Source organism: Thermus tenuipuniceus (assembly GCF_002964845.1).
Taxonomy (GTDB): domain Bacteria; phylum Deinococcota; class Deinococci; order Deinococcales; family Thermaceae; genus Thermus; species Thermus tenuipuniceus.
In genome coordinates this window covers 1-23,690 of sequence record NZ_KZ672958.1, presented here as the reverse complement: position 1 = coordinate 23,690, position 23,690 = coordinate 1, and the positions used below count along the sequence as shown (strand labels likewise).

Annotated in this window: 25 protein-coding genes; 10 read left to right on the top strand and 15 right to left on the bottom strand. The window is 66.3% G+C overall.

Annotated elements, in window-relative coordinates; all coding sequences use genetic code 11:
- Positions 1 to 96 precede the first annotated feature (96 nt).
- Positions 97 to 2,733 carry a leucine--tRNA ligase gene (leuS, locus tag C2847_RS01330; protein ID WP_105316752.1) on the top strand — a complete coding sequence of 879 codons (2,637 nt, stop codon included), beginning with the start codon at positions 97 to 99 and terminating at the stop codon, positions 2,731 to 2,733.
- Here the strand turns inward: leuS and C2847_RS01325 are convergent.
- Positions 2,711 to 3,433 carry a Clp1/GlmU family protein gene (locus C2847_RS01325; RefSeq protein WP_105316691.1) on the bottom strand — a complete coding sequence of 241 codons (723 nt, stop codon included), beginning with the start codon at positions 3,431 to 3,433 and terminating at the stop codon, positions 2,711 to 2,713. The two genes, leuS and C2847_RS01325, sit on opposite strands and share 23 nt — an antisense overlap.
- A gap of 94 nt (positions 3,434 to 3,527) precedes the next feature.
- Here C2847_RS01325 and C2847_RS01320 point away from each other — a divergent pair, with 94 nt between their 5' ends.
- A complete protein-coding gene (locus tag C2847_RS01320; protein ID WP_105316690.1) occupies positions 3,528 to 4,691 on the top strand; it encodes an acyl-CoA dehydrogenase family protein in 1,164 nt (387 codons plus the stop codon).
- Here C2847_RS01320 and rlmN read toward each other — a convergent pair.
- Genes rlmN through C2847_RS01285 form a run of 7 tightly spaced genes read right to left on the bottom strand, consistent with a single transcriptional unit; the run spans position 4,660 to position 9,756 of the window.
- Complete coding sequence (gene rlmN, locus C2847_RS01315) at positions 4,660 to 5,709, bottom strand: dual-specificity RNA methyltransferase RlmN (RefSeq protein WP_105316689.1); 1,050 nt, start codon at positions 5,707 to 5,709, stop codon at positions 4,660 to 4,662. The genes C2847_RS01320 and rlmN overlap by 32 nt on opposite strands.
- Positions 5,706 to 6,245 (bottom strand): Uma2 family endonuclease, encoded by a 540-nt coding sequence (locus C2847_RS01310; protein ID WP_105316688.1) that lies wholly within the window; start codon positions 6,243 to 6,245, stop codon positions 5,706 to 5,708. The genes rlmN and C2847_RS01310 overlap by 4 nt, the downstream gene beginning before the upstream one ends.
- Positions 6,246 to 6,276: 31 nt before the next feature.
- The gene (locus C2847_RS01305) at positions 6,277 to 6,501 is read right to left on the bottom strand and encodes a hypothetical protein (RefSeq protein WP_105316687.1); all 225 of its coding nucleotides are present in this window, start codon (positions 6,499 to 6,501) and stop codon (positions 6,277 to 6,279) included.
- Between the two features lie 11 nt (positions 6,502 to 6,512).
- Positions 6,513 to 7,184: a molybdenum cofactor biosynthesis protein gene (locus C2847_RS01300; protein ID WP_105316686.1), complete on the bottom strand. Its 672-nt coding sequence runs from the start codon at positions 7,182 to 7,184 to the stop codon at positions 6,513 to 6,515.
- Complete coding sequence (locus C2847_RS01295) at positions 7,174 to 8,076, bottom strand: HrcA family transcriptional regulator (protein WP_105316685.1); 903 nt, start codon at positions 8,074 to 8,076, stop codon at positions 7,174 to 7,176. The genes C2847_RS01300 and C2847_RS01295 overlap by 11 nt, the downstream gene beginning before the upstream one ends.
- A 4-nt stretch (positions 8,077 to 8,080) precedes the next feature.
- Positions 8,081 to 8,431 (bottom strand): P-II family nitrogen regulator, encoded by a 351-nt coding sequence (locus C2847_RS01290; protein WP_105316684.1) that lies wholly within the window; start codon positions 8,429 to 8,431, stop codon positions 8,081 to 8,083.
- Positions 8,428 to 9,756: an ammonium transporter gene (locus tag C2847_RS01285; RefSeq protein WP_105316683.1), complete on the bottom strand. Its 1,329-nt coding sequence runs from the start codon at positions 9,754 to 9,756 to the stop codon at positions 8,428 to 8,430. Before C2847_RS01285 ends, C2847_RS01290 begins: the two co-directional genes overlap by 4 nt.
- 220 nt (positions 9,757 to 9,976) lie before the next feature.
- On the opposite strand from C2847_RS01285, the gene C2847_RS01280 reads away from it, so the two are divergent.
- Genes C2847_RS01280 through C2847_RS01270 form a run of 3 tightly spaced genes read left to right on the top strand, consistent with a single transcriptional unit; the run spans position 9,977 to position 12,866 of the window.
- Complete coding sequence (locus C2847_RS01280) at positions 9,977 to 11,524, top strand: ATP-binding protein (RefSeq protein WP_105316682.1); 1,548 nt, start codon at positions 9,977 to 9,979, stop codon at positions 11,522 to 11,524.
- A 3-nt stretch (positions 11,525 to 11,527) separates the two neighbouring features.
- Entirely contained in the window at positions 11,528 to 11,977 is a 450-nt protein-coding gene (locus tag C2847_RS01275; protein ID WP_105316681.1) for a tRNA (cytidine(34)-2'-O)-methyltransferase, read from the top strand.
- Positions 11,978 to 11,984: 7 nt separating this feature from the next.
- On the top strand, positions 11,985 to 12,866 hold the full coding sequence (locus tag C2847_RS01270) for a histone deacetylase family protein (protein ID WP_105316751.1): 882 nt from the start codon (positions 11,985 to 11,987) through the stop codon (positions 12,864 to 12,866).
- On the opposite strand, the gene C2847_RS01265 is transcribed toward C2847_RS01270, so the two are convergent.
- Together C2847_RS01265 and C2847_RS01260 are read right to left on the bottom strand one after the other, a co-directional pair.
- Positions 12,836 to 13,690 carry a GNAT family N-acetyltransferase gene (locus C2847_RS01265; RefSeq protein WP_105316680.1) on the bottom strand — a complete coding sequence of 285 codons (855 nt, stop codon included), beginning with the start codon at positions 13,688 to 13,690 and terminating at the stop codon, positions 12,836 to 12,838. The two genes, C2847_RS01270 and C2847_RS01265, sit on opposite strands and share 31 nt — an antisense overlap.
- A 47-nt stretch (positions 13,691 to 13,737) precedes the next feature.
- The gene (locus C2847_RS01260; protein ID WP_105316679.1) at positions 13,738 to 14,385 is read right to left on the bottom strand and encodes a histidine phosphatase family protein; all 648 of its coding nucleotides are present in this window, start codon (positions 14,383 to 14,385) and stop codon (positions 13,738 to 13,740) included.
- A gap of 17 nt (positions 14,386 to 14,402) precedes the next feature.
- Here C2847_RS01260 and C2847_RS01255 point away from each other — a divergent pair, with 17 nt between their 5' ends.
- Positions 14,403 to 15,323 (top strand): diacylglycerol/lipid kinase family protein, encoded by a 921-nt coding sequence (locus C2847_RS01255; RefSeq protein ID WP_105316678.1) that lies wholly within the window; start codon positions 14,403 to 14,405, stop codon positions 15,321 to 15,323.
- Between the two features lie 267 nt (positions 15,324 to 15,590).
- A complete protein-coding gene (aspC, locus tag C2847_RS01250) occupies positions 15,591 to 16,748 on the top strand; it encodes an aspartate/prephenate aminotransferase (protein ID WP_105316677.1) in 1,158 nt (385 codons plus the stop codon).
- A 4-nt stretch (positions 16,749 to 16,752) separates the two neighbouring features.
- Here the strand turns inward: aspC and C2847_RS01245 are convergent, their stop codons facing one another.
- Together C2847_RS01245 and lspA are read right to left on the bottom strand one after the other, a co-directional pair.
- A complete protein-coding gene (locus C2847_RS01245; protein WP_105316676.1) occupies positions 16,753 to 16,971 on the bottom strand; it encodes a DUF2283 domain-containing protein in 219 nt (72 codons plus the stop codon).
- A gap of 72 nt (positions 16,972 to 17,043) precedes the next feature.
- Positions 17,044 to 17,493, bottom strand: a complete 450-nt coding sequence (lspA, locus tag C2847_RS01240; protein ID WP_105316675.1) for a signal peptidase II — start codon at positions 17,491 to 17,493, stop codon at positions 17,044 to 17,046.
- 73 nt (positions 17,494 to 17,566) lie between these two features.
- Here lspA and rpmB point away from each other — a divergent pair, with 73 nt between their 5' ends.
- From rpmB to C2847_RS01225, 3 genes are read left to right on the top strand one after another with little or no spacing between them, the layout of a single operon-like run.
- The gene (gene rpmB / locus C2847_RS01235) at positions 17,567 to 17,863 is read left to right on the top strand and encodes a 50S ribosomal protein L28 (RefSeq protein WP_015718306.1); all 297 of its coding nucleotides are present in this window, start codon (positions 17,567 to 17,569) and stop codon (positions 17,861 to 17,863) included.
- 56 nt (positions 17,864 to 17,919) lie between these two features.
- Positions 17,920 to 18,615, top strand: coding sequence for a M23 family metallopeptidase (locus C2847_RS01230; RefSeq protein ID WP_105316674.1), 696 nt, complete (start codon positions 17,920 to 17,922; stop codon positions 18,613 to 18,615).
- A gap of 4 nt (positions 18,616 to 18,619) precedes the next feature.
- The gene (locus C2847_RS01225; protein ID WP_105316673.1) at positions 18,620 to 19,717 is read left to right on the top strand and encodes an AI-2E family transporter; all 1,098 of its coding nucleotides are present in this window, start codon (positions 18,620 to 18,622) and stop codon (positions 19,715 to 19,717) included.
- An 18-nt stretch (positions 19,718 to 19,735) separates the two neighbouring features.
- On the opposite strand, the gene C2847_RS01220 is transcribed toward C2847_RS01225, so the two are convergent.
- The 3 genes from C2847_RS01220 to ispG all read right to left on the bottom strand — a co-directional run bounded on the left by C2847_RS01220 (position 19,736) and on the right by ispG (position 23,431).
- On the bottom strand, positions 19,736 to 20,971 hold the full coding sequence (locus C2847_RS01220; RefSeq protein ID WP_105316672.1) for a uracil-xanthine permease family protein: 1,236 nt from the start codon (positions 20,969 to 20,971) through the stop codon (positions 19,736 to 19,738).
- A gap of 97 nt (positions 20,972 to 21,068) precedes the next feature.
- On the bottom strand, positions 21,069 to 22,226 hold the full coding sequence (gene tgt / locus C2847_RS01215) for a tRNA guanosine(34) transglycosylase Tgt (RefSeq protein ID WP_105316671.1): 1,158 nt from the start codon (positions 22,224 to 22,226) through the stop codon (positions 21,069 to 21,071).
- Complete coding sequence (ispG, locus tag C2847_RS01210; protein WP_164835598.1) at positions 22,226 to 23,431, bottom strand: flavodoxin-dependent (E)-4-hydroxy-3-methylbut-2-enyl-diphosphate synthase; 1,206 nt, start codon at positions 23,429 to 23,431, stop codon at positions 22,226 to 22,228. Before ispG ends, tgt begins: the two co-directional genes overlap by 1 nt.
- Positions 23,432 to 23,690 lie beyond the last annotated feature (259 nt).

The following is a 23,690-nucleotide window of genomic DNA, read 5'->3' as shown; positions in this document are numbered from 1 at the left end:
TGTTCCCATGAGTCCGGCCAGGCTAATCCCCTAAGGCGGGAAGGGGCCTGGCCGTCCCTTCCCCTTGGGGGAAGGGTTTTTTTGAGGGAGGAGCGCATGGAGAAGTACAACCCGCACGCCATAGAGCCCAAGTGGCAGCGCTTTTGGAAGGAAAAGGGCTTCATGAAGGCCAAGGAGGTCCCGGGAAGGAAGGGGAAGCAGTACGTGCTGGTCATGTTCCCCTACCCCTCCGGCGACCTCCACATGGGCCACCTGAAGAACTACACCATGGGGGACGTCCTGGCCCGCTTCCGCCGGGTGCAGGGGTATGAGGTCCTCCATCCCATGGGCTGGGACGCCTTCGGCCTGCCCGCGGAAAACGCCGCCCTCAAGTTCGGCCTCCACCCCCGGGACTGGACCTACGAGAACATCCGCCAAGCCAAGGAGAGCCTCGAGCTCATGGGCATCCTCTACGACTGGGACCGGGAGGTGACCACCTGCGAGCCCGACTACTACCGCTGGAACCAATGGATCTTCCTGAAGATGTGGGAAAAGGGGCTGGCCTACCGGGCCAAGGGCCTGGTGAACTGGTGCCCCAAGTGCCAGACGGTCCTGGCCAACGAGCAGGTGGTGGAGGGCCGTTGCTGGCGGCACGAGGACACCCCGGTGGAGAAGCGGGAGCTCGTGCAGTGGTACCTGCGCATCACCGCCTATGCGGAAAGGCTGCTTGAGGACCTCGAGGGCCTGGACTGGCCGGAAAAGGTGAAGGCCATGCAACGGGCCTGGATCGGCCGGTCGGAGGGGGCGGAGATCGAGTTCCCCGTGGAGGGCCTGAACGAGGCCATCACCGTCTTCACCACCCGGCCCGACACCCTTTTCGGGGCCACCTTCATGGTCCTGGCCCCGGAGCACCCCCTCACCTTAAGGCTCACCTCTCCCGAAAGGCGGGCCGAGGTGGAGGCCTACGTGGAGGCTGCCAAGCGCAAGACGGAGATCGAGCGCCAGGCGGAGGGCCGGGAGAAAACGGGGGTTTTTCTCGGGGCCTACGCCATAAACCCCGCCACCGGGGAGAAGATCCCCATCTGGACTGCGGATTACGTGCTCTTTGGCTACGGCACCGGGGCCATCATGGGGGTGCCCGGGCATGACCAGAGGGATTTTGAGTTCGCCCAGAAGTTCGGCCTTCCCATAAGGAAGGTGATCGAGCGCCCGGGTGAGCCCTTGCCCGAGCCCCTCGAGGCCGCCTACGAGGAGCCTGGCATCATGGTGAACTCGGGGCCCTTTGACGGCACCCCCAGCGAGGAGGGCAAGAGGAAGGTGGTGGCCTGGCTGGAGGAGAGGGGCCTGGGAAGGGCTAAGGTTACCTACCGCCTCCGGGACTGGCTCATCAGCCGCCAGCGCTACTGGGGCACCCCCATCCCCATGGTCCACTGCGAAGCCTGCGGGGTGGTGCCGGTTCCCGAGGAGGAACTTCCCGTCCTCCTCCCCGACCTCAAGGACATCGAGGACATCCGGCCCAAGGGGAAAAGCCCCCTGGAGGCCCACCCCGAGTTCTACGAGATCACCTGCCCCAAATGTGGCGGCCCCGCCCGGCGGGACACCGACACCATGGACACCTTCTTCGACTCCAGCTGGTACTACCTGCGCTACACTGACCCCAGGAACGAGACGCTGCCCTTTGACCCCAAGAAGGCGGACTTCTGGATGCCGGTGGACCAGTACATCGGCGGGGTGGAGCACGCCGTGCTTCACCTCCTCTACAGCCGCTTCTTCACCAAGTTCCTCCACGACCTGGGGATGGTGAAGGTGGAGGAGCCCTTCCAGGGGCTTTTCACCCAGGGCATGGTCCTGGCCTGGACGGACTTCGGTCCCGTGGAGGTGGAGGGAGATAGGGTGCGCCTGCCCGAGCCCACCCGCATCCGCCTGGAGATCCAGGAGAGGGAGCTTTCCCTGGAGGAGGTGCGGAAGATGGGGGCGGAGCTCCGGCCCCACGAGGACGGCACCCTTCACTTCTGGAAGCCCGCGGTGATGAGCAAATCCAAGGGCAACGGGGTCATGGTGGGGCCCTTCGTGAAGGAGGAGGGGGCAGATATCGCCCGCATCACCATCCTCTTCGCCGCACCCCCCGAAAACGAGATGGTCTGGACCGAGGAGGGGGTGCAGGGGGCCTGGCGCTTCCTGAACCGCATATGGCGCCGGGTGGCCGAGGACAAGGAGACCCTCCTCTCGGTAAGCGGGAAGTTCCAGGCGGAGGCCCTGGAGGGTCCGGACCGGGAGCTTTACCGGAAGCTCCACGCCACCCTCAAGAAGGTCACGGAGGACCTCGAGGCCCTGCGCTTCAACACCGCCATCGCCGCCCTCATGGAGCTCTTGAATGCCCTCTACGACTACCGGAAGGTGCGGCCCGTGACCCCCGTCTACCGGACCGCCATCCGTTACTACCTGCAGATGCTCTTCCCCTTCGCCCCCCACATCGCGGAGGAACTTTGGCACTGGTTCTGGCCGGATAGCCTTTTTGAGGCGGGCTGGCCCGAGCTGGACGAAAACGCCCTGGAAAGGGGTGTGGTGGAGGTAGCGGTGCAGGTGAACGGAAGGGTGCGGGGGACCATCCAGATCCCTAAGGACGCCCCCCTGGAGGTGGCCCTGGCCGAGGCCCTCAAGGTGAAGAACGTCCAGGCCCATCTGGAGGGCAAAGCCATCGTGAGGGAAATCTACGTCCCCGGCAAGATCCTCAACCTGGTAGTGCGGGGATAGGGAAAAGAAGCCGGGTGGGTACCACCCTGGCCACCTCCTCCCCCACGGGGGTGAGGAAGAGCCCCTTGTCCCCTGCCCAGGCCAGAAGCTGCCCGTAGCCCAGGAGGAACCCTTCCCCGTCCAGGAGCCCGTAAAGCCGCTGGGGCTCGGGGGGTTCCATAGGGTATGCGGGCACGCGACCGAGGGGAAGGGGGCGGGGCCTGGCTTCCTGAAAGTGGGCAAAAAGCTTTTCCAGGCGGTTTTTCCGCCTCTTGGCTGGGGTTTTCCTGCGGACCCCCTGAAGGGGCGGGGCCAGGCGCGCCCTTAGGTCCTTGCGCCAGGAAAGGGCCTGGTAAAGTTCCTCCCACCCCAGGACCAGCACCTCGGCGGGCACCAGGGCCTCCACCTGCAAAAGCCGGAACCCGGGGTCCAGGTAGCCATCCGTGTCGGCCACGGCGGGGCTTCCTTTGGGGATGAGACGGGCTAGGCGCAGGGCCCCCACCACCGCCTGCGCCTCCATCCCTCTGGGGGACAGGGCCCCCAGAAGGTAGCGGCGTAGGGGGGTGAGGGCTCCTTCCCGGTAGTGGAAGAGGGTGAAGGCCCCGGGGAGGGCTCCCTGCCCCGGGTCCAGGTCCAGGAGGTAGGCTTCCTTGGCCTTTTCTAGAAGCCTTAAGGCCAGGGTGGACTTGCCGGTATCCGTGGGGCCAGCCAGGAGGAGCATCCCCCTTGAAACTACCCCATGCCCCGGGATTCCGGGGGCCTGTGGGATAACGTATTTTTGCTATGTCGCAAGAAAGTGTTATACTATCCCCACCATGGGGCTTTGGTTTGAGGAAAGCCAGGAGGAGCGGGCGGTCTTGGGGCCCTTCCGCGAGTTCCTGAAGGCGGAGGTGGCCCCGGGGGCGGCGGAGAGGGACCGCACGGGGGCCTTTCCCTTTGAGCTGGTGAGGAAGCTGGCCCAGTTCGGCGTCTTCGGGGCCACGGTGCCCGAGGCCTATGGCGGGGCGGGGCTTAAAAGCCGGCTTTTCGCCCGTATGGTGGAGGAGATCGCCTATTACGACGGGGCCTTGGCCCTCACCGTGGCCAGCCACAACTCCTTGGCCACGGGGCACATCCTCCTTGCGGGGAACGAAAGGCAGAAGGAGACCTTCCTGCCCAAGCTGGCCTCGGGGGAGGCCCTGGGGGCCTGGGGGCTCACGGAGCCGGGTTCGGGTTCGGATGCCGCCGCCCTGAAGACCCGGGCGGAGGCGGTGGCCGGGGGGTATGTTCTGAACGGCACCAAGCAGTTCATCACCCAGGGGAGCGTGGCCGGGGTCTATGTGATCGTGGCCCGCACCGACCCGGCTCCAAGCCCGGAGAGGAAGCACCTGGGCATTTCCGCCTTCGCCTTTTTCCGCCCGGAAAAGGGCCTCCGCATCGGCCGCAAGGAGGAGAAGCTGGGCCTGAACGCCTCCGACACCGCCCAGCTGGTCCTCGAGGACCTCTTCGTGCCCGAGGGCAGCCTTTTGGGGGAGAGGGGCAAGGGGTTTTACGACGTGCTCAAGGTGCTGGATGGGGGCAGGATTGGCATCGCCGCTATGGCGGTGGGCCTGGGAAGGGCGGCCTTGGACTACGCCCTCCACTACGCCAAACAAAGGGAGGCTTTCGGCGGGCCCATTGCCGAGTACCAAGGGGTTTCCTTCAAGCTGGCGGAGGCGGCCACGGAGCTGGAGGCGGCAAGGCTTCTTTACCTGAAGGCGGCGGAGCTTAAGGATGCGGGAAGGTCCTATACCCTCGAGGCCGCCCAGGCCAAACTCTTCGCCAGCGAGGCGGCGGTGAAGGCCTGCGACGAGGCCATCCAGGTCCTGGGGGGGTACGGCTACGTGAAGGACTACCCCGTGGAGCGCTACTGGCGCGACGCCCGCCTGACCCGGATCGGGGAGGGGACGAGCGAAATTTTGAAGCTCGTCATTGCCCGGCGCCTTCTAGAGTCGGTGTAAAGGTGAGGGCCTTGGGGGCCCTTAGGGCCAGCTGGCCGCAGGCTGCCCCCACGTCCTGCCCTCGGCTCCAGCGGATGGAGGTGGGAATCCCGAGCCGCCTCAGTTCCTCCGCGAAGGCCAGGATGCCCGCCCTAGGGGTACCCTCCACGGGAGCGCCTTCCCAGGGGTTAAAGGGGATCAGGTTCACGTGGGCGCTTATGCCCTTAAGGAGCTTGGCGAGAAGCCGGGCCTGCCAGGGGTGGTCGTTTAAACCCTTCAGGAGGGTGTATTCAAAGGTGATGCGCCTTTTGGTCCTGGCGTAGTAGTGGCGCACCGCCTCGAGGATCTCCCCCACTGAGTAGCGGTGGGCGGTGGGGATGATCTTCCTGCGGGTCTCGTCGTCGGGGGCATGGAGGGAGAGGGCAAGCCGCACCCCCAAGTCCTCCTCCGCCAGGCGGTGGATGCCCTTGGGGATGCCCACGGTGGAAAGGGTGATGCGCCTTGGGCTCATGGCCAGGCCCTTGGGATGGAGCAGGGTGCGGATAGCCCGAAGCACGTTGCCCAGGTTCAGGAGGGGCTCCCCCATGCCCATGAGGACCACGTTGCGGATCTCCCTGGGGGAGATGCCCTGGTGGTGGGCGATGGCCAGGAGCTGGGAGAGGATCTCCGCCGCGGTGAGGTTACGGCCAAAGCCCAAGGCCCCGGTGGCGCAGAAGGTGCACCCCGCGGGGCAGCCCACCATGCTGGAAAGGCAGACGGTCTTGCGGTTCTCGTAGGGCATGTAGACGGCTTCCGTCTTCTTTCCGTCCAGCAGGGTGAAGAGGTACTTGACGCTTCCATCCCGGCTCGGGTAGGCCTCCACCAGGGCAAACTCGGAGATGCGCCACTCCTGGCTCAAAGCCTCCCTCAGGCCCTGGGGCAGGTCGGTCATCTCGGAGAAGTCCATGGCCCCCCGGGCATAGAGCCAGTGGGCGATCTGGGCCTTGCGGTAGCCCTCGCCGGGAAGCTCTTCAGGGAGGAGTTCCAGGATGGGTTTCATGCCACACCCTCGTAGATCTCCTCAAGCCTCAAGGTCCCCTCCGGGCAGGGGAGGATGAGGAGTTCCTCCACCCTTTCCTCCCCAAAGCCCGAAGGGGTTTTGCGGTAAAGGACGCCTCCCGGCCTGGTTCCCTCCAGGAGGAGATAGGCCTGGAGACTAGGAAGCCTAAGGTAACGGGAAAGCTTTTCCCGTCGGTCCTGGGCCTCGGTACCGGGGGAGAGAACCTCCACCACCAGGCAAGGGGCGGTTTCGTAGAGGGGATGGGCCTTGGGGCCGCAGACCACCATGACGTCTGGGTAGTAGAAGGTGTCCTCGGAAACCTTAAGCCGGGCGGTTTCGCTGTAGACCCGGCATCCTTGGGCCCGGGCCAAGGGTTTTAAGAGGGCCACCAGGTTGGTGACGATGAGGTTGTGGTCCAGGCTGGCCCCGGCCATGGCATAGGGGATGCCCCCTACCAGCTCGTGGCGCACGGGGCTAGCCTCTTCCAGGGTCAGGTATTCCTCTTCCGTTAGCGGGCGCAAGGACCGCTCGGTCATCGTCCTATTGTAAGGCTTTCGCCGGGGTTTTTCAGCGTAGCCGCCCGTAGCCCAGACCTAGCCCCAGAAGGAGAAGGAGAAGCCCCAAGGGCCTGGGCCGGGCCAGGAGCCCCAGGAAGCCCCCGAAGAGGAGAAGGCCCAGGCCCACCCTGGTGCGCCCATGCCGGTAGGCCCGGCCCGAGAGGAAGCCCAGAAGGAGGGGCAAGGCCCAGAGGACCAGGAGGAGGAGGCCCAGGAGGAAGGAAAAGGAGGCCATGGCTGGGGGCCCTAGAGGCGGTGGTCCTTCGGGGCGAAGCCCTCCACCCAGAAGCTGTCGTCCGGCCGGTGCTCCTTCTTCCAGACGGGAAGGATCTGCTTCACCCGGTCAATGGCGTACTGGCAGGCGGCGAAGGCCTCGGGGCGGTGCCGGGCCGAAACCACGATGGCGATGGAGGCCTCCCCGGGGTTCACCCGGCCCAGGCGGTGCCAGAGGGCCACCCGGCCCAGGGGCCAGCGGGAGCGCATCTCCCCGATGATCTCCGCCATGACCTTCTCCGCCATGCCGGGGTAGGCCTCGTACTCCAAGAAGGCCACCTCCTCCCCCCGGTTGGGGCTTCGGGTGGTGCCCAGGAAGCTCACCACCGCCCCGTACTCGGGGGCGGTGGCCCAGTCCACCAGGGCCTCAAGGTCCAAAGGTTCATGGGTGAGGCCGTAGGAGTCCTGCCCTCCCGAGACCGGGGGCAGAAAGGCCACCTCGTCCCCCTCCTTTAGGGGGGTTTCCCCCTGGGCCAGGGCCTGGTTCACCGCCGCCATGCCGCCCTCCAGCCTTAGGCCGGGAAAACGCTTCTCCAGGGCTTCTTTAGCATGCAGTACCCGGGCTCCTTCGGGAAGCTCCAGGAAGAGGCGGTCCGTGCCCGCCTGTTCCCGGTAAAGGGCGAAGAGCCGCACTTCAACCCGCATGCTGCCCAGTATAGACCTGGCTGAGGCTCGAGGCCACGGAGAAGGCCTCGAGGTAGCGCATGCGCATGGGGCCGAGGAGCACCAGCTCCCCCAGCCACTCCCCCTTGGCGAAGCCCGCCTGCACCTGGGCCAAGCCCTCCACCTCCCCCACCCGCACGTCCACCCGGCCGGGGGGCGTGAGGACCTCCCCCCCTTGGCCCTCATAGAGGTCCACCAAGCGCTCCAGGAAGCCCCGGTCCTTGGCCTCGGGCTCCCTCAGGGCTTCCGAGAGCCCCTCCCGGTAGGTGAGGGAAAGCCCTGCCGCCAGGGCCCTTCCCAGGTGGACGAAGAGCTCCTCTAGGCCCTTTGGGGCCTCGGGGAGGGCGGTAAAGGGGCCAGAAAGGACCTCCTCCGCCCGCCTCAGCCGCTCTACGGGTAGGGCGAGGGGAAGCCTCGCCTCCTTCACCCGCCCGCCCTCCAGGACGAAGACCGCCAAGGTGCCCTCGGGGAGGGGGGAGAGGTGGACCTGGAGCACCCGCGGGGTGGTCCTGGGTCTGAGCCGCATGAGGGCGGGGTACCCGGAAAGCCCCACCGCCATCTTCACCAGGAAGACCTCGGGCTCCCTGGCCCCCTCCATGGCCCGCTGGATCCGTTCCTGGGTGGCCTGGGGGAGGGGTTTGGGGGGCAGGAGGGAGAGGGAGTACTGGCGGAAACCCTGGCGGGTGGGCACGCGCCCAGCGGAAGCGTGGGGCTTCTGCAGGTAGCCCATCTCCTCGAGGGCGATGAGCTCGTAGCGGCAGAGGGCTGGAGAAAGCCCCAGCCCCTCGGCAAGCCTCGCCGAGGGTACCGGGGCTTTGGTCTTGATGTACTCCTCCACCAGGAGGTGAAGGATGGCCCGTTGCCTTGCCGTCACACCCCTATTGTACCGGGGTCACGGCCGCTTCGTCTTCCTCCCCGGTGCGGATGCGGTAGACCTTTTCCACCGGCAAGACGAAGACCTTCCCGTCCCCTACCTCCCCGGTGCGGGCGGCCTTGAGGATGGCCTCCACCGTGGGCCTTACAAAGGGCTCGGACACCCCGATTTCCAGGCGCACCTTCTCGTGGAGCTCCATCTTCACCGTGGTGCCCCGGTAGGTTTCCACCCTCTCCGTCTCCCCCCCGTGCCCCTGGATCCTGCTGATGGATAGCCCCCGCACCTCCGCCTTGAAGAGGGCTTCCAGCACGTCCTGTAGCTTCTCCGGCCGGATGATGGCCACGATGAGCTTCATGCCTTACCTCCAGCGGGCTTGAGGGCAGGGGGGGTGGCCTCGGAGAGCACCAGGATGGCTCCCTCGCCTTCCACGTAGGCTTCCTCCCCGTGCTGGGTCACGTCCAAGCCCAGCCCTTCCTCCTGGGGGCTGGCCCGCAAGGGGGTGAGGAGGCCCACCAGCTTCAGGAGGAGGAAGGTGCCAAAGGCGGAGTAGGCCACCGCTATCCCCACCGCCAGGGCCTGGATGGCGAGCTGCCCTGGGTTACCGAAAAGAAGGCCGTCCGCCACCCCGTTCCAGGCCTTTTCCGCCAGGAGGCCGGTGAGGAGAGCCCCGGTAATACCGGCGATCCCGTGGGCGCCGAAGACGTCCAGGGAGTCGTCCAACCGGGTCCTAGGCCGCCAAAGGAGGAAGAAGTAGCTGGGGAGGGCGCTCACCGCCCCCAGCACCAAGGCGGAAAGGGGGGATACGAACCCCGCCGCCGGGGTGATGGCCACCAGGCCTACCACGATGGCGGTGGCTAGGCCCACCGCCGTGACCTTGCCGGTGCGCAGGAGGTCCAGAAGGGCCCAGGCCACCAGGGTGGCTGCTGGGGCCAGCAGGGTGTTCACGAAGGCCAGGCCGGCCAGGGCGCCAGAGCCTAAGGCGCTTCCCCCGTTGAACCCGAACCAACCGAACCAAAGAAGCGCCGCTCCTAAGAGCACGAAGGGGACGTTATGGGGAAGGATGGCCTGGCGGCCGTAGTCCTTCCGGGCCCCCAGCACCAGGGCTCCCACCAGGGCGGCCACGCCGGCGTTGATGTGCACCACCGTGCCCCCGGCGAAATCCAGGGCGCCCAAAGCCCCTAAGAAGCCCCCGCCCCAGACCCAGTGAGCCAGAGGGGCGTAGACCAGGACGCCCCACAGGGTGAGGAAGAGGAGGAGGGCGGGAAAGCGCATCCTCTCCACCATGCCCCCCGTGAGGAGGGCGGCGGTGATGATGGCGAAGGTGCCCTGGAAGGCCATGAAGAGGAGATGGGGGATCTCCCCCTTGGCCTCGAGGCCCACTCCCTTCAGCAGGGCGTGCCCCAGGCCTCCCAGCCACGGCCCCCCTTCGCCGAAGGCCAGGCTGTAGCCCACTAGGGCCCAGCCCACCCCCACGAAGCCCAAGGCGGCGAAGCTCATCATCATGGTGTTTAAGGCGTTTTTGCTCCGCACCAGCCCGCCGTAGAAGAAGGCCAAGGCCGGGGTCATGAGGAGGACCAGGGCCGTGGAAACCAGCATCCAGGCCGTGGCGGCTCCATCCACCTCTGCCGCTAAGGCCAGCCCTGAAAGCCCGCTTGCCACTGTAAAAAGGGTTTTCCGCATGGTCCGTCACCCCCTTAGGGCTGAGGGTAGCACCGGGTGTGCATAATGTCAAGCAATAGCTTGACACTTAGCAAAAGCTTTTGGAGCATGCAACGCAAATAGCCGTATTTATATCGCATACTGTCGGCCCTAAAGTGTACAGATGTGCACATAAGATCGCACAGCATTGCGCACAATCCATCCCGGTCGACACCGGGCCTCTCCCCTTAAACTGAGGCCCGTGACGTGGGAAGAACTCCTGGAGCGGCTTTCTTTGGGACAGGACGAGCGCACCCTCTTCCTGCCCCCGGACCTTTCCCCGGAGGAGCTGGCCCGCTACGCCGCAGGTCTAGCCAACCACCGGGGTGGGATCCTCTTCCTGGGGATGGATGGGGAGGGGCGGGTGGTGGGAGCCTCGGAGATCCATCCCTTGCAGATCACCCATGCCCTTTTCCAACTCACCCAGGGGCTTCTCCTGCCCTATGTGGAGGTGATCGAGGGGCCTATGGGCCGGGTTTTAGCCCTTCATGTACCGCAGAGCCCGGCGGCCATCGCCGTGGGGGCGGGGAGGGTGCCCTTTTGGGACGGCAAAAGGCTCACGGAGCTGAGGATGGGCCAGGCCCTGCCGGAGCCCGACTTCACCGCTCAGGTGCTGCCGGCGGCCAGCCTTTCCGACCTGGACCCGGTGGAGGTTCTGCGCCTTAGGCGCATCCTGGAGGAGCGGGGGAGCAACCTGGCGGCCTTGCCGGACCTGGAACTCCTCTTCGCCCTGGGACTTTTGGAGCGAGTGGAGGGACAGGACAAGCCCACGGTGGCGGGCCTCCTTCTGGCGGGAACCCCCTTGGCCCTGAAGCGGCTTCTTCCCCAGGCGGAGGTAAGCTACTACTATCACGAGGCCGGCGTGGACCCGGAAGGTTACGCCTTCAGGGAGGACATCCTGCGCTCCATCCCCGCCCTCTTGGAAAGGCTTAGGGACCTGATCCAGGCCAGGAACCGGGTTCGCTACCTCACGGTGGGCCTGTTTCGCCTCGAGGTCTGGGACTTTGACCAGGAGGTCTACCGGGAGGCCCTCCTAAACGCCCTGGTCCACCGGGACTGGCAAAGCCCGGATGCCATCCAGGTGCACCACTACCCGGATCGCCTGGAGGTTTCCAACCCCGGCGGCTTCCCCCCGGGCATCACCCCGGAGAACGTCCTCCGCCATCCCCCCAAGAGGCGGAATCCCCGTCTGGCCGAGGCCCTCTACCGCCTGGGCTACGTGGAGCGGGCGGGAAGCGGGGTGGACAAGATGTACCGCCTCCTCCTCAAGTACGGCAAGGAGCCCCCGGAGTACCGCCTTTTCCCCGAGGCCCTCACCCTGGTCCTCTACAACCCGGAGCTGGACGAGGCCTTCGTGCGGGAGCTGGCCGAGGCCCAGGAGCGCCTGGGTGGCTTCAGCCTGGACCACCTCATCGCCGTGGGCCACCTGCGGAGGGTGGGGGAGGCCGCCTTTGAGGAGCTGGCCCGCGCCCTCCAGCTTCCTCTAGAGGCGACCCGCAAGGTCCTCACCCGGATGGAGCGCATGGGCCTTTTGCGCAAGGAAGGGGGAAGGTACTACCTGGTGCGGCGCGATCCCTTGGGGGAAAGGGCCTTGGGCCTCCTGGCCGATCCCCTTTCCCGGCGGGAGGTGGAAGCCCAGCTGGGGCTTACCCCCAGGGCAACCCTAGCCTTGTTGAACCGGCTTATCCGGGAAGGCAAGGTGGAGCGGACAGGCCGGGGAACCGCTACCCGTTACCGGAGGCGGGTCTAGGCCATGCTCCACCTGGTCCTTTTCCAGCCGGAGATCCCACAGAATACCGGGAACATCGCCCGCACCGCCGCTGCCTTGGGCTGGCCCTTGCACCTTATCCGCCCCTTGGGTTTCCGCCTGAGCGGTCCCCGGCTTAAACGGGCAGGCCTGGACTACTGGCCCCACGTGGACCTGCGCCTCCACGATACCTGGGAGGCCTTCTGGCAGAGCCTGCCCCCGGGCGCCCGGGTCTGGGCCTTTAGCGCCCGGGGGGATACCTGCCTCTATAGGGTGAGCTTCCAGCCCGGGGACCACCTCCTCTTTGGCCCCGAAACCCGGGGGCTTCCCCCGGAGGTCCTGGCTCTTTTCCCCGGGGTGTACATCCCCATGCCGGGGCCGGTGCGCTCCTTGAACCTGGCGGTGGCCGTGGGGGTGGCGGCCTATGAGGCCTACCGGCAGCTTCATGGGGCATGATGGAGGCGTGTGGGCCTATACCACCGCCCACCTAAAGGTGGACCTCCCTCAGGGCCATCCCTTCCCCCTCTACAAGTACCCGGGGGTGGCGGAGGCCTTGAAACAACTCCTTCCCATCTTGCCTGCCCCCGAAGTGCCCCGGGAAGCCCTTCATCTGGCCCACCGCCCGGAGTATGTGGAAAGGCTTTTCACCGAGGGGCTTTCTCGCCAGGAGTCCTTGCGCCTGGGCCTACCCTTTAGTCCAAGCCTCCTCAGGCGTGCCCTCTTTGCCGCGGGGGGAACCCTGGCCGCGGCCAGGGATGCCCTGGAGCTGGGCTTAGGCCTCAACCTTTCCGGGGGCACCCACCATGCCTTTCCCGACCGGGCCGAGGGGTATAGCCTTTTCAACGATGTGGCGGTGGCCGTGGCTTGGCTCAGGCGGGAGGGTTTTGGGGGCCGGGTTTTGGTGGTGGATCTGGACGCCCATCAGGGCAACGGCACCGCGGTCTTTTTCCAGGAAGATCCCACCGTTTTCACCCTTTCCCTCCACGGGGAGCGGAACTACCCCTTAAGGAAGGAGAGGAGCGACCTGGATGTGGGGCTTCCCGACGGCGTGGGGGATGAGGTCTACCTCTACGCCCTGGATGAAGCGTTGGAAATAGCCCAGGCTTTCCGGCCCGGGCTGGTCTTCTACAACGCCGGGGTGGACGTGCTAAAGGGGGACCGGTTTGGCCGCCTGGGCCTGAGCCTCGAGGGGGTCCGGAAGCGGGACGAACGGGTTTTTCGCATGGTAAAGGCCTTGGGGGTACCCCTGGTGGTGGTGATGGGCGGGGGGTACAACCGCGACCCCCGGCTCACGGTGGAGGCCCATGCGGGGACCTACCGCCTGGCCCTGAGCTCCTTGGCGTAGGTGGCCACCGCCTCCTCGAGGCTGAAGCCCAAGGCCCGGTAAAGCTCCAGGGCCCCGGTCTCGTGGTCGTGGGCCCGGACCCTCAGGAGGGTGGCACCCTTCTTCTGCGCCAGCTTCGCCGCTTCCGCCAAGAGGGCCCGCCCGATGCCCTGGCCCCGGGCCTTGGGCACCACGCCGATATAGGCCACGCTGGCCTCATGGTCCTCCAGCTCCACCTCGGCCAGGCCCACGGGTTCGTCCCCCCGGTAGGCCACCAGGAGGCGGACATGGGGATCCTGGAAGTGTTCCCAAAGCTCCTCGTCCGTCCATTTGAGGCGCAGGGCCCAACCCTCCTCGCTTTCCCGGTAAAGCTCCCGGTAAGCCCCGGGGCCCGGGAAACCCCTTCGGATGACCACGCCCTCAGGGGATGGGTAGTCCAGGCCCTCCGGGTTTTTTACGAAGAAGTAGGTGAGGTGCAAAAGGCCGAAGTCGTCCTCCTCCAGCACCTGGCGCAGGGTGTGGTTTTCCTCCCGGGGGAAGGCGTAAAGCCGGTCCAGGTGAAGCTCACTGGCCCGCTTTTCCGCGGCATGGAGAAGGGGGAAAAGGTCCTCCTCCCGGTAGGCCAGGGGCCCCTCGAGGGCCGCTCCATCCCAAAAGGCATAAAGGCCCACGTACCCCGCCACCTCCCCATCCCGCAAGAGGACCAGGCCGTCCTCCAGCTCCTCGGCCAGGCCCTCGAGGTCCCGGGCCTCCGGGGCCAAGACCCCCCGCTTGGGGCTTTCGTCCATCCAGCGGAGGAGCTTTAAGAGCCCGGGAAGGTCCTGGCGGGCCACGGGCCGGATCATGCTTCTAGTCTACTCCCCGTTGCCCGGGACGGAGCCAGGGACAAATGTCAAGCTTGTTCCTCAAGCTGACCCAGGTTGAGGGCCTTCACCACTCCTTCCTCGCCGTAGAACTCCGCCACGGAAAGCCGGGCATAGTCCTGCTCCACCCTGAGGCCTTCTTCCACGGGAAGGGGCAGGGCTAAGCTCAAGGCGGCGCGGTTTAAGGTGCAGTTCCCCACCACCAACAGCGCCTGGCCTTGATGCTTTCCAAGGAGGGTCCTGATCGCTTCCCGCCCTCTTTCCCAGGCCTTCCTCAAGCTTTCCCCACCCGGGGGGGCAAAGCCCGCCTCGTCCTCGAGCCAGGCGGCCACTTCCTGGGGATACCGCTCCCTTACCTCGGCGAAGCTCAGCCCTTCCCATCTCCCCCAGCTTCGTTCCCTCAGTTCCGGGAGGAGGGTAAAAGGCACCCCGAGGGCTTCCGCAAGAAGCCCGGCCGCCTCAGCCTCGGCCAGGCTGTCGGGGGCGTAGACCCAGGCCACGGGGTAGCGCAAGGCCAGCCTGGCCAGAAGGCGAAGGGCCTGCCTGCCCGGTTCCGCAAGGGGAAGGCCCGGATGGCTGTAAAGGACGTGTCCCGGGTTTTCCACCGGCCCCGCCCGGGTAAGGAGCAGGGTGGTCTTGGGGTGGGGGCCCTTGAGGAAATGGGCTAGAAGCCCCATGGCCCTAGAATACGGGGGTGGAAAGGTGGGTCATCGTTAACCCGGCGGCGGGACGGGGAAAGGTGGGGAGGCTTTCCGGGTCCATCCTCAAGGCTGCGCGGGAAAAGGGGGCTAAGGCCTTCCTCACCGAGGGCCCGGGCCACGCCACGGAGATCGCCCGGGGAGCCCCGGAAGGGGCCCGGGTGGTGGCCGTGGGGGGGGATGGCACGGTGCACGAGGTGCTAAGGGGCCTGGCGGGCACGGAAAAGGTCCTGGGGGTGGTGCCCATCGGCAGCGGCAACGACTTCGCCCGCATGCTGGGCCTGAGGAGGCTTCCTTGGAACGAGGCCCTGGATTTAGCCCTCTTTGCCCAGGAGGAGGCCATAGACCTCTGCTGGGTGAACGGCGAGCCCTTCGGGGCCTCCCTGGGCATTGGCTTCGATGCCCTGGTGGCCAAGAAGGCCCTCACCGCCCCCTCCTTCCTCCGGGGCATGCCCCGCTACCTTTACGCCCTCTTCGGGGTGCTTAAGGCGCTTCGCCTGCCCGAGGGGCGGGTGGTGGTGGAGGGGGAGGAGGTGCATCGGGGGCCCCTTCTCCTGGTGGCGGTGATGAACGGACCCGCCTACGGGGGTGGCATCCCCATCGCCCCCATGGCCGACCCCCGGGATGGCCTCCTCTCCATGATCCTGGCCCGTTCCTTCACCCGGCCCGGGGTGGTCTTCATCCTGCCCCGGCTCCTTCTGGGTAAGCACCTTTCCCACCCCCAGGTGGTGGCCTTTGCGGGCCGGGAGGTGGTGGTGGAGTTCGCCCATCCTGTCCCTGGCCATGCCGATGGGGAGCTTCTTCCCGAGGCCAGCCTTTACCGGGCCCGGGTGGAGCCTTTGGGCCTTAGGGTGGTGGGAGGCAGGGCGGGGCAGAAGGGGGAAAGGCCCCTTTTAAGCCCGGTGGGAGCGGGTTGAGGCCCGGAGGTGCCGGTTCTTGAACCTGGAAAAATGCCCGGTCCTCAAGGCTTGGGCGTGGAGGTGTCCAACGTACCGGGAAGGGGGCTTGGGGAGGCTTCGGAAAACCTTGTGGGCCTAGGTGTCTTCCCCTTCCGCCTCCTCCAGCCCTTGCAAAAGCTGGCGAAGCCTTTCCGATGAGGGGCTCTGCCACCCGCCTCGAGGCCTCTTTTATCTCTTCCCGAGTTCCTTCCCCCACCCACGCATCGTAGCCCGTATACTTAGGCCATGCGCGGCCTTTCGCAAAGGGTTAGGGCCATGAAACCCTCGGCCACGGTGGCGGTGAACGCCAGGGCCCTGGAGCTGAGGCGCCAGGGCGTGGACCTGGTGGCCCTCACCGCTGGGGAACCCGACTTTGACACTCCCGAGCACGTGAAGGAGGCAGCCCGGCGGGCCCTGGCCCAGGGCAAGACCAAGTACGCCCCTCCGGCAGGGATCCCCGAGCTTCGCGAGGCCCTGGCGGAAAAGTTCCGCCGGGAAAATGGCCTCGAGGTCTCCCCCGACCAGACCCTCGTCACCGTGGGGGGAAAGCAGGCCCTGTTTAACCTCTTCCAGGCCATTTTGGACCCGGGCGACGAGGTCATCGTGCTTGCCCCCTATTGGGTGAGCTACCCGGAGATGGTGCGCTTTGCTGGCGGGGTTCCGGTGGAGGTGGAAACCCTGCCCCAGGAGGGCTTCGTGCCCGACCCCGAGCGGGTGAAAAGGGCCATCACGGCCCGCACCAAGGCCTTGGTGGTGAACTCCCCCAACAACCCCACGGGGGCGGTCTACCCCAAGGAGGTCCTCGAGGCCCTGGCCCGGCTTGCCCTGGAGCACGACTTCTATCTGGTTTCCGACGAGATCTACGAGCACCTCATCTACGAGGGGGAGCACTTCTCCCCGGGGCGGCTGGCTCCCGAGCACACCCTCACCGTGAACGGGGCGGCCAAGGCCTTCGCCATGACCGGCTGGCGCATCGGCTACGCCTGTGGCCCCAAGGCGGTCATCAAGGCCATGACGGACGTTTCCAGCCAGTCCACCACCAGCCCCGACACCATTGCCCAGTGGGCCACCCTCGAGGCCCTCACCAACCAGGAGGCCTCGAGGGCCTTCATCCAAATGGCCCGGGAGGCCTACAGGCGGCGTCGGGACCTGCTCCTTGAGGGCTTAGCCCAGCTTGGCCTGAAGGCGGTGCGCCCCAGCGGGGCCTTCTACGTCCTCCTGGACACCTCCCCCTTCGCCGAGGACGAGGTGAAGGCGGCGGAGAGGCTCCTCGAAGGGGGGGTGGCGGTGGTGCCGGGCACCGACTTCGCCGCCTTCGGGCACGTGCGCCTCTCCTACGCCACCAGCGAGGAAAATCTGAGGAAAGCCCTGGAGCGCTTTGCGCAGGTTTTGCAAAGGGTCTAGGCCCTCAGGTTCCATCCCAGACTGGAAGGGCCTCCAGGGAGAAGTGCCTTAGGGCCTTGGGGTCGGAAAGCCGCTTGCTGGCATCCAGGATTTCGATGCCCAAGAGTTTTCCCTCGGCATCCCAGTCCAGGGCAATGCCTTCTCCCACCTCTTCCGGGGTGGCCGGCCCCTCTCCTAAGGCGATGTACAGGGCATCGGCCTCGGGGTCATAGGTAATTGGCATGGCTTTCCTCCGCTGTGGCCCTGGGAGTACGCTGGGTAAGCCGGATAAGTCTCTTGGGCATGCCCCTGGACTCTAAAAGCGGTGCTTCCGTCTGGGAGCCAGGAGGAGCAGGGCCGCCCCCACCGTCACGCATACATCCGCCAGGTTGAAGACGGGGAAGGTGGCGATAAGGGGGATGGAGGTTCCCAGGTCCAGGTAGTCCACCACAAAGCCCCGGCCCAGGCGGTCTATCCCGTTACCCAAAGCCCCCACGGTGATGAGGGAAAGGGCCAGGGTTTGCCAGAAGGCATAGCGCCTTTGGGCCAGAAGGTAAAGGAGGAGGGTCCCCACCCCCAGGCTGAGCCACCCCAGGAGGAAGGCCCTTCCCTCCAAAAGGCCAAAGCCTGCCCCCGTGTTCTTGACCAGGGTGAGGTAGAGGAGGTCTCCTAGGAAGGGCCTCGGCACCGGGGAGAGGTTTTCCAGGGCCCAGAGCTTCAGGATCTGGTCCAGGGCCAAGAGAAGGGGGATGAGCACCGTGGGCATAGGGGAGAGTCTACCGGATCCCCCCCTTTGTGCTATACTCCAAAGGGTTTGCCTTCGGGCACGGGAGGGTCTTATGTCCAAGGTGTGCGAGATCAGCGGAAAGAGGCCCATCGTGGCCAATAGCATCCAAAGGCGGGGTAAGGCCAAGCGGGAAGGGGGCGTGGGTAAGAAGACCACCGGCATTTCCAAGCGTCGGCAGTACCCCAACCTGCAGAAGATCCGCGTCCAGGTGGCGGGCCAGGAGATCACCTTCCGGGTGGCGGCGAGCCATATTCCCAAGGTTTACGAGCTTCTGGACCGGGCCAAAGGGCTTAAACTGGAGGGCCTTTCCGCCAAGGAGATCAAGGAAAGGCTCTTGAAGCTACTCTAAGGCCTTCCTCCCTTGGGAAAGCCCCCCAAAGGGGGCTTTTTTTGTAGCATGGGCTCATGGTCTGGAAGCCGGGGCATTATCTCCTTCTAGCCCTGGCCCTCTACAGCCTGGTGGTTACCCTGGGGTTTTCCCTAAGGGGAAGGCAGCTTGCCAGCCTGCGCCAGGAGGTGGGGATCCTCAGCCAGAAGGCAGCCCTGGCTCCCCAGGGTTATCTTCTTCCCCTACCTGGGGCCTGCCTGCCCACTAGGCCCGAAAACCTCCCGGGTGCGCCCCGCCCCTACCGCAAGGGGGTGAGCGCGGGCTTCGTGTTCATCCAAGGGGATGCCTGTGTGCCCGTGGTGCGGGGGATGGGGGTGGTGGCCGCTTTTGGGGGAGAGGTGGTGAAGGTGGAGGGGGATTACAAGGAGCCCTCCCCGGAGGAGTACCAGAGGCTTCTGGAGGCGGTGCGAAACGGAGCTTCCCCCGAGCAGATGGACTTCTTGCGGGGCCTCGAGGTCTGGATCCGCCACCCGGATGGCCGCACCAGCGTCTATGCCCACCTCGAGGGGCCCTACCCTGGCCTTAAGGTGGGGCAGAGGGTGTACCGGGGGGATCCCATCGGCTATGTGGGCAACACCGGGCTCATGGGAGGGGCTCCCAGGCTTCTTTTTGAGATCTGGGAAGGGGAGCCCGACCGGGGGAGGTTCCTCTTTCAGAGCCTGTCCCGGGAGGAGCTCTTTAAGGAGGCCAAGGCCTTCTTCCGCTTAGAATAGCCCCATGCGCGAGGCTTTCGCCCGGGTCTGGGAGAACCCGTATGTGCGGGTTCTCGTTTACCTCCTTCTTTTCTTTCTCCTCTACCGCTTTCTCCTCCGGGCCTGGCCCGCCCTTTCCATCCTCCTCACCGCTTTTGCCATCGCTTACCTCACCCATCCCGTGGTGCGCTTCTTTGAAGGCAAAAGGCTTCCCCGGCTCCTGGGGGTGGTCCTGGTCTACCTGGGACTGGGCCTTTTCCTGGGCTTCGCCTCCTTCCTCACCGCCCAGACGGTCCTGGAGCTCACCCGGCTGGCCCAGGAGTTGCCCCGCCTTCTGGACCCCCTCTTCTCCTGGCTCCTCGCCCTGCCCGACCGGGTGCGGGCGGTGCCCGTCCCCGAGGTCCTGAAGCCCGTTTTGGCCGAGGCTAGCCGCAACCTACAAGGCCTCCTCCAGGGCTTCTTGGAAACCTTGGCCCGCTGGCTCCAGGGCCTCCTGGCCCAAGGGGGCAACCTTTTGGGCTTCTTCACCTCCCTCCTGGGCGGGGTTCTCCAGCTTCTCACCGCCCTCACCCTTTCCGTCTACTTCCTTTATGACCTGCCCCGCCTGGGCCGGGCGGCCCTCCTGGCTTTTCCCGAACCCTACCAGCCCCTGGTGGCTGAGCTGGCCCACAAACTGGACCGAAGCGTGGGCGGCTTCGTGCGGGGCCAGCTCCTGGTGGCCTTCCTGGTGGGCCTCATGGTGGGGGTGGGGCTCTGGCTCGTGGGGGTGCCCTTGGCCGCCAGCCTGGGCTTCCTGGCTGGGGTCTTCAACCTAATCCCTTTCGTGGGGGTCATCGTCTCCGGAGTTCCGGCCCTTCTTTTGGCGGCCACCGGCGGGTGGGTCAAGGCGCTCCTGGCCCTCTTGGTCCTCTGGCTGGCCAACCAGGTGGAGGGCAACCTCCTGGGCCCCCTCATCGTGGGCCGGGCCACGCGCCTCCACCCGGTCACGGCCATCGCCGCCATCCTCCTGGGGGCCACCCTCTTCGGCCTCTGGGGAGCCCTTTTGGGGGTGCCCGCCGCCGCTTTCCTGAAGGTGCTCCTAGAGGACTACTACCGGAAAAGCCGCTTCTACCGGGAGGGGTAGGCGCATTTTCTGGGCCTGCTAGGGCAGGCGCTCCTCCTCGGTGGCCAGCCCCTCGGGCTCTAGCCGCTTGGGCAAAAACAGGTTCAGCACCACCCCCACCAATGCCGCCAGGGCCATCCCGCTCACCTTAAGGGGCACGGCGGCTCCCGCTACCTGTACCTTGCCCAGCTCGGCCACCACGCCTCCCAGGCCTAGAACCAGGATGGCCGATACCACGATGAGGTTGCGGCTGTGGGTGAAGTCGATCTCCGCCTCAGCCAGGGTGCGGATACCGATGGAGGCGATCATGCCAAAAAGGAGCATGGCAATACCTCCCAGGACCCCCTGGGGCAGGGTCTGGAGGAGGGCGGCGAGCTTGGGGGAAAAGGAGAGGAGGATGGCAAAAAGAGCGGCGATGCGGAGCACCAGAGGGTCGTAGACCTTGGTCACCGCCAACACTCCGGTGTTCTCCGAGTAGGTGGTGTTGGCCGGCCCTCCCAAAACCCCGGCCAGGCTCGTGGCCAGGCCGTCCCCCAGGAGGGTGCGGTGCAGGCCAGGCTTGGCGAAGAAGTCCTTGCCCACCACCCGCCCGTTGGTCAGGATGTCCCCAATGTGCTCCATCACCGTGACGAAGGCCACAGGGGCGATGAGGAGCACGGCGCCCCACTCCCAGGTGGCCAGGGTGAAGGAGGGAAGGCCGAGCCAGGCCGCCTCCTTCAAGGGCGCTAGGTCCACTCGCCCCAGGAGGAGGGCTAGCAGGTAGCCTGCTCCTACCCCCAGGAGCACGGGGATCATCCGGTAGAGGCCTCGGAGAAACACCGCGCTCCCCACGGCGCTCAGGAAGGTGAAGGCCGCAAGAAGCCAATCCTTGCTGGCCATCTGCACCGCCACCGGGGCCAGGGTGAGGCCGATGACCACGATGACCGGCCCCGTGACCACCGGGGGGAAGACCTGGCGCACCCTTTCCGAGCCGATGAGGAGGACCAGTAGGGCAAAGAGGGCGTACACCAGTCCTGCCGCCACAATCCCCCCACCCACCGCCGCCATAGAGAAGCCCGCCTCCTTGGCGGCCAGGATGGGGGCGATGAAGGCGAAGCTGGAACCCAGGAAGACCGGAACCATCCGCCCCGTAACCAGGTGGAAGACCAGGGTGCCAAGGCCGGCGGTGAAGAGGGCCACCGCTGGGTTGAGCCCGGTGAGGAGGGGCACCAGCACCGTGGCCCCGAACATGGCCACCGCGTGCTGGAGGCCCAGGATAAGGTGCCGTGGTTTCATACCGAGCCCATTCTAAGGGTGCTTAGTGGGCCCTGTTGCCCAAGCCAGGGCCTTTCACCCTTGGAAGGGGGGTTTCCTTATCCCCCCTTGGGTCGCATCACCAATGCCCACCCGCCGCCATGGCCTCCCGGAACCAGAGGGGTACCTCCTTGCCGAAGCGCCTTTCCGCAAACTCCTGGGCAAAGGCTCCGTAGGTACCCATTCGGATGGCCTCCCGGGCCTTTTCCGTGAGGCGGTGCAGGAAGCGAAGGTTGTGCAGGGAAAGGAGGATGCCTCCAAGCATCTCCCCCGCACGCACCAGGTGGGCGATGTAAGCCCGGCTGAAGGTTTGGCAGGTGTAGCAATCGCAGCCTTCTTCCAGAGGCCGCTTGTCCCCCAGGTACTGGGCGTTTTTCAGGTTGATTCTCCCTTCCGGAACCAAGGCCGAGCCGAAGCGGCCCGTGCGGGTGGGGTAGACGCTGTCAAACAGGTCCACCCCCAGGCCCATGGCCGCCACCAGGTCTTCCGGATGCCCCACCCCCATGAGGTAGCGGGGCTTCCCCTCGGGGAGGATCTCGGTGGATAGGGCCACCATGGGGAACATCTCCTCCTTGCTCTCCCCCACGGCCAGGCCCCCGATGGCGTAGCCGGGGAGGCCGAAGCGCACTGTCTCCCGGGTGGAAAGGGCCCTGAGTTCCGGGTCCGTCCCCCCCTGGGCGATGCCGAAGAGGGCCTGGTCGGGGCGGGTCTTGGCCTTGAGGCTCCGCTCCAGCCAGCGCAGGGTGCGCTCCAAGGACGCCTTTAGGTACTCCCGGGAGGAGGGGTAAGGAGGGCACTCGTCAAAGGCCATGATGAGGTCCGCCCCCAGGGCCTCCTGCACCGCGATGCTCTTTTCCGGGGTGAGGCGGACCAGGCTTCCGTCCAGGTGGCTTTGGAAGACCACCCCTTCTTCGTCAATGCGCCTCAGGTGCCCCAGGCTCATCACCTGGAACCCCCCGGAGTCCGTGAGCCAGGGGCCCCGCCACCCGGCGAAGCCGTGGAGCCCTCCCAGGGCCCGCACCCGCTCGGGCCCGGGCCGCAGGAGGAGGTGGTAGGTGTTGGCCAAGAGCACCTGGCTGCCGATGGCCTGCAGGTCCTTGGGCAGGAGGCCCTTCACCGAGCCCTGGGTGCCCACGGGCATGAAGAGGGGGGTTTCCACGGGGCCGTGGGGGGTTTGGAGGAGGCCCACCCGGGCCCGCCCTGCCCGGGCGAGGACTTGGAAGCGGAAGGGTTCCATCAGGTTCCGAAGCGCTTTGCCACGTAGTCTTCCACCAGGGCCAGAAACTCCTCGGCGATCCTTTCTCCCTTGAGGATGGTGAGGAGCTTGCCGTCGGCATAGACCGGGGCCTTGGGCTCCTCCCCAGCCCCTGGCAGGGAGATGCCGATGTGGGCATGCCGGCTCTCCCCGGGGCCGTTCACCACGCACCCCATCACCGCCACCTTCAACCCCTCCACCCCGGGGTACTTCCTCCGCCACTCGGGGAGTTTGGCCCTGAGGTGGGCGTTCACCTCCTCGGCCAGCTCCTGGAAGAAACTGCTGGTGGTGCGGCCGCACCCCGGGCAGCTGGTCACCTCGGGGGCGAAGCTCCTTAGGCCCAGGGCCTGGAGGATCTCCTGGGCCACCTCCACCTCCCGGGTGCGGGGCTCCCCCGGGGCGGGGGTGAGGGAGATGCGGATGGTGTCCCCGATGCCCTCCAGGAGCAGGGGCGCCAGGGCTGCGGTGCTGGCCACGATCCCCTTCACCCCCATTCCCGCCTCGGTAAGGCCCAGGTGAAGGGGGGCTGGGGTGCGGCGGGCCAGCTCCCGGTAGACCCATACCAGGTCCGGGGCCTTGGACACCTTGGCGGAAAGGACGATCTTGTCCTCCCCTAGACCCAGCTCCCGGGCGGCCTCATAGGCCCGCACGGCGCTTTCCACCAGGGCTTCCAGGAGGACCTCGAGGGCACTTTTGGGCTCGGGGCGGCGGGCGTTTATCTCCATGAGCTCGGTGAGGAGGGCAGGGTCCAGGCTTCCCCAGTTGGCCCCGATGCGCACAGGCTTGCCCAGGTCCAGGGCGATCCTTATCATCTCGGCGAAGTTCTCGTCCTTATGCCGCCCCCGGCCCAAGGTGCCCGGGTTGATGCGGAACTTGTCCAGGGCCTCGGCCATTTTGGGGTACTTCCTGAGGAGCAGATGGCCGTTGAAGTGGAAATCCCCCACCAGGGGCACCTCCACCCCCTCCTCCAGGAGCCTTTTCCTGATCTCCGGAACGGCCTGGGCCGCCTCCTCGTCGTTCACCGTGAGGCGCACGATCTCGCTCCCTGCCCGATGGAGGGCCAGGACCTGGGCCACCGTGGCCTCCACGTCCGCGGTAGGGGTGTTGGTCATGGACTGGACGGCAATGGGGTGGGCGCTCCCCAGGGGGACGCGCCCTACAAGGACCGTGGGGGTAGGGCGTCTCATCCTCCCTATGGTACGGGAGGCGGCCCCGGAGGAGGGGGGCCTGGGCCCCACTCCGTTAAGCCTCCGTTTGGCCCGCGTTCAGACCCGGGAGGCTATCCTTCCCCTTGGGAGGTAAGAGCCTGTGGGCCTAAGGGGTCTCTGGCGAAGGCTTTGGTTAGGAAGCGTGGTCTTGGCTGAACCCGGACAAACACATGTGAGAGGCTGTCGTAAAAGTCTTGTATCCTTGAAGGGTGCAGAGGACACGCACATCTTACCCCAG

Coding starts and splice junctions, on each gene's coding strand:
- leuS (WP_105316752.1), top strand. CDS start 97: ATGGAGAAGTACAACCCGCACGCCATAGAGCCCAAGTGGCAGCGCTTT.
- C2847_RS01325 (WP_105316691.1), bottom strand. CDS start 3,433: ATGCTCCTCCTGGCTGGCCCCACGGATACCGGCAAGTCCACCCTGGCC.
- C2847_RS01320 (WP_105316690.1), top strand. CDS start 3,528: ATGGGGCTTTGGTTTGAGGAAAGCCAGGAGGAGCGGGCGGTCTTGGGG.
- rlmN (WP_105316689.1), bottom strand. CDS start 5,709: ATGAAACCCATCCTGGAACTCCTCCCTGAAGAGCTTCCCGGCGAGGGC.
- C2847_RS01310 (WP_105316688.1), bottom strand. CDS start 6,245: ATGACCGAGCGGTCCTTGCGCCCGCTAACGGAAGAGGAATACCTGACC.
- C2847_RS01305 (WP_105316687.1), bottom strand. CDS start 6,501: ATGGCCTCCTTTTCCTTCCTCCTGGGCCTCCTCCTCCTGGTCCTCTGG.
- C2847_RS01300 (WP_105316686.1), bottom strand. CDS start 7,184: ATGCGGGTTGAAGTGCGGCTCTTCGCCCTTTACCGGGAACAGGCGGGC.
- C2847_RS01290 (WP_105316684.1), bottom strand. CDS start 8,431: ATGAAGCTCATCGTGGCCATCATCCGGCCGGAGAAGCTACAGGACGTG.
- C2847_RS01285 (WP_105316683.1), bottom strand. CDS start 9,756: ATGCGGAAAACCCTTTTTACAGTGGCAAGCGGGCTTTCAGGGCTGGCC.
- C2847_RS01275 (WP_105316681.1), top strand. CDS start 11,528: ATGCTCCACCTGGTCCTTTTCCAGCCGGAGATCCCACAGAATACCGGG.
- C2847_RS01265 (WP_105316680.1), bottom strand. CDS start 13,690: ATGATCCGGCCCGTGGCCCGCCAGGACCTTCCCGGGCTCTTAAAGCTC.
- C2847_RS01260 (WP_105316679.1), bottom strand. CDS start 14,385: ATGGGGCTTCTAGCCCATTTCCTCAAGGGCCCCCACCCCAAGACCACC.
- aspC (WP_105316677.1), top strand. CDS start 15,591: ATGCGCGGCCTTTCGCAAAGGGTTAGGGCCATGAAACCCTCGGCCACG.
- C2847_RS01245 (WP_105316676.1), bottom strand. CDS start 16,971: ATGCCAATTACCTATGACCCCGAGGCCGATGCCCTGTACATCGCCTTA.
- lspA (WP_105316675.1), bottom strand. CDS start 17,493: ATGCCCACGGTGCTCATCCCCCTTCTCTTGGCCCTGGACCAGATCCTG.
- rpmB (WP_015718306.1), top strand. CDS start 17,567: ATGTCCAAGGTGTGCGAGATCAGCGGAAAGAGGCCCATCGTGGCCAAT.
- C2847_RS01230 (WP_105316674.1), top strand. CDS start 17,920: ATGGTCTGGAAGCCGGGGCATTATCTCCTTCTAGCCCTGGCCCTCTAC.
- C2847_RS01225 (WP_105316673.1), top strand. CDS start 18,620: ATGCGCGAGGCTTTCGCCCGGGTCTGGGAGAACCCGTATGTGCGGGTT.
- C2847_RS01220 (WP_105316672.1), bottom strand. CDS start 20,971: ATGAAACCACGGCACCTTATCCTGGGCCTCCAGCACGCGGTGGCCATG.
- tgt (WP_105316671.1), bottom strand. CDS start 22,226: ATGGAACCCTTCCGCTTCCAAGTCCTCGCCCGGGCAGGGCGGGCCCGG.
- ispG (WP_164835598.1), bottom strand. CDS start 23,431: ATGAGACGCCCTACCCCCACGGTCCTTGTAGGGCGCGTCCCCCTGGGG.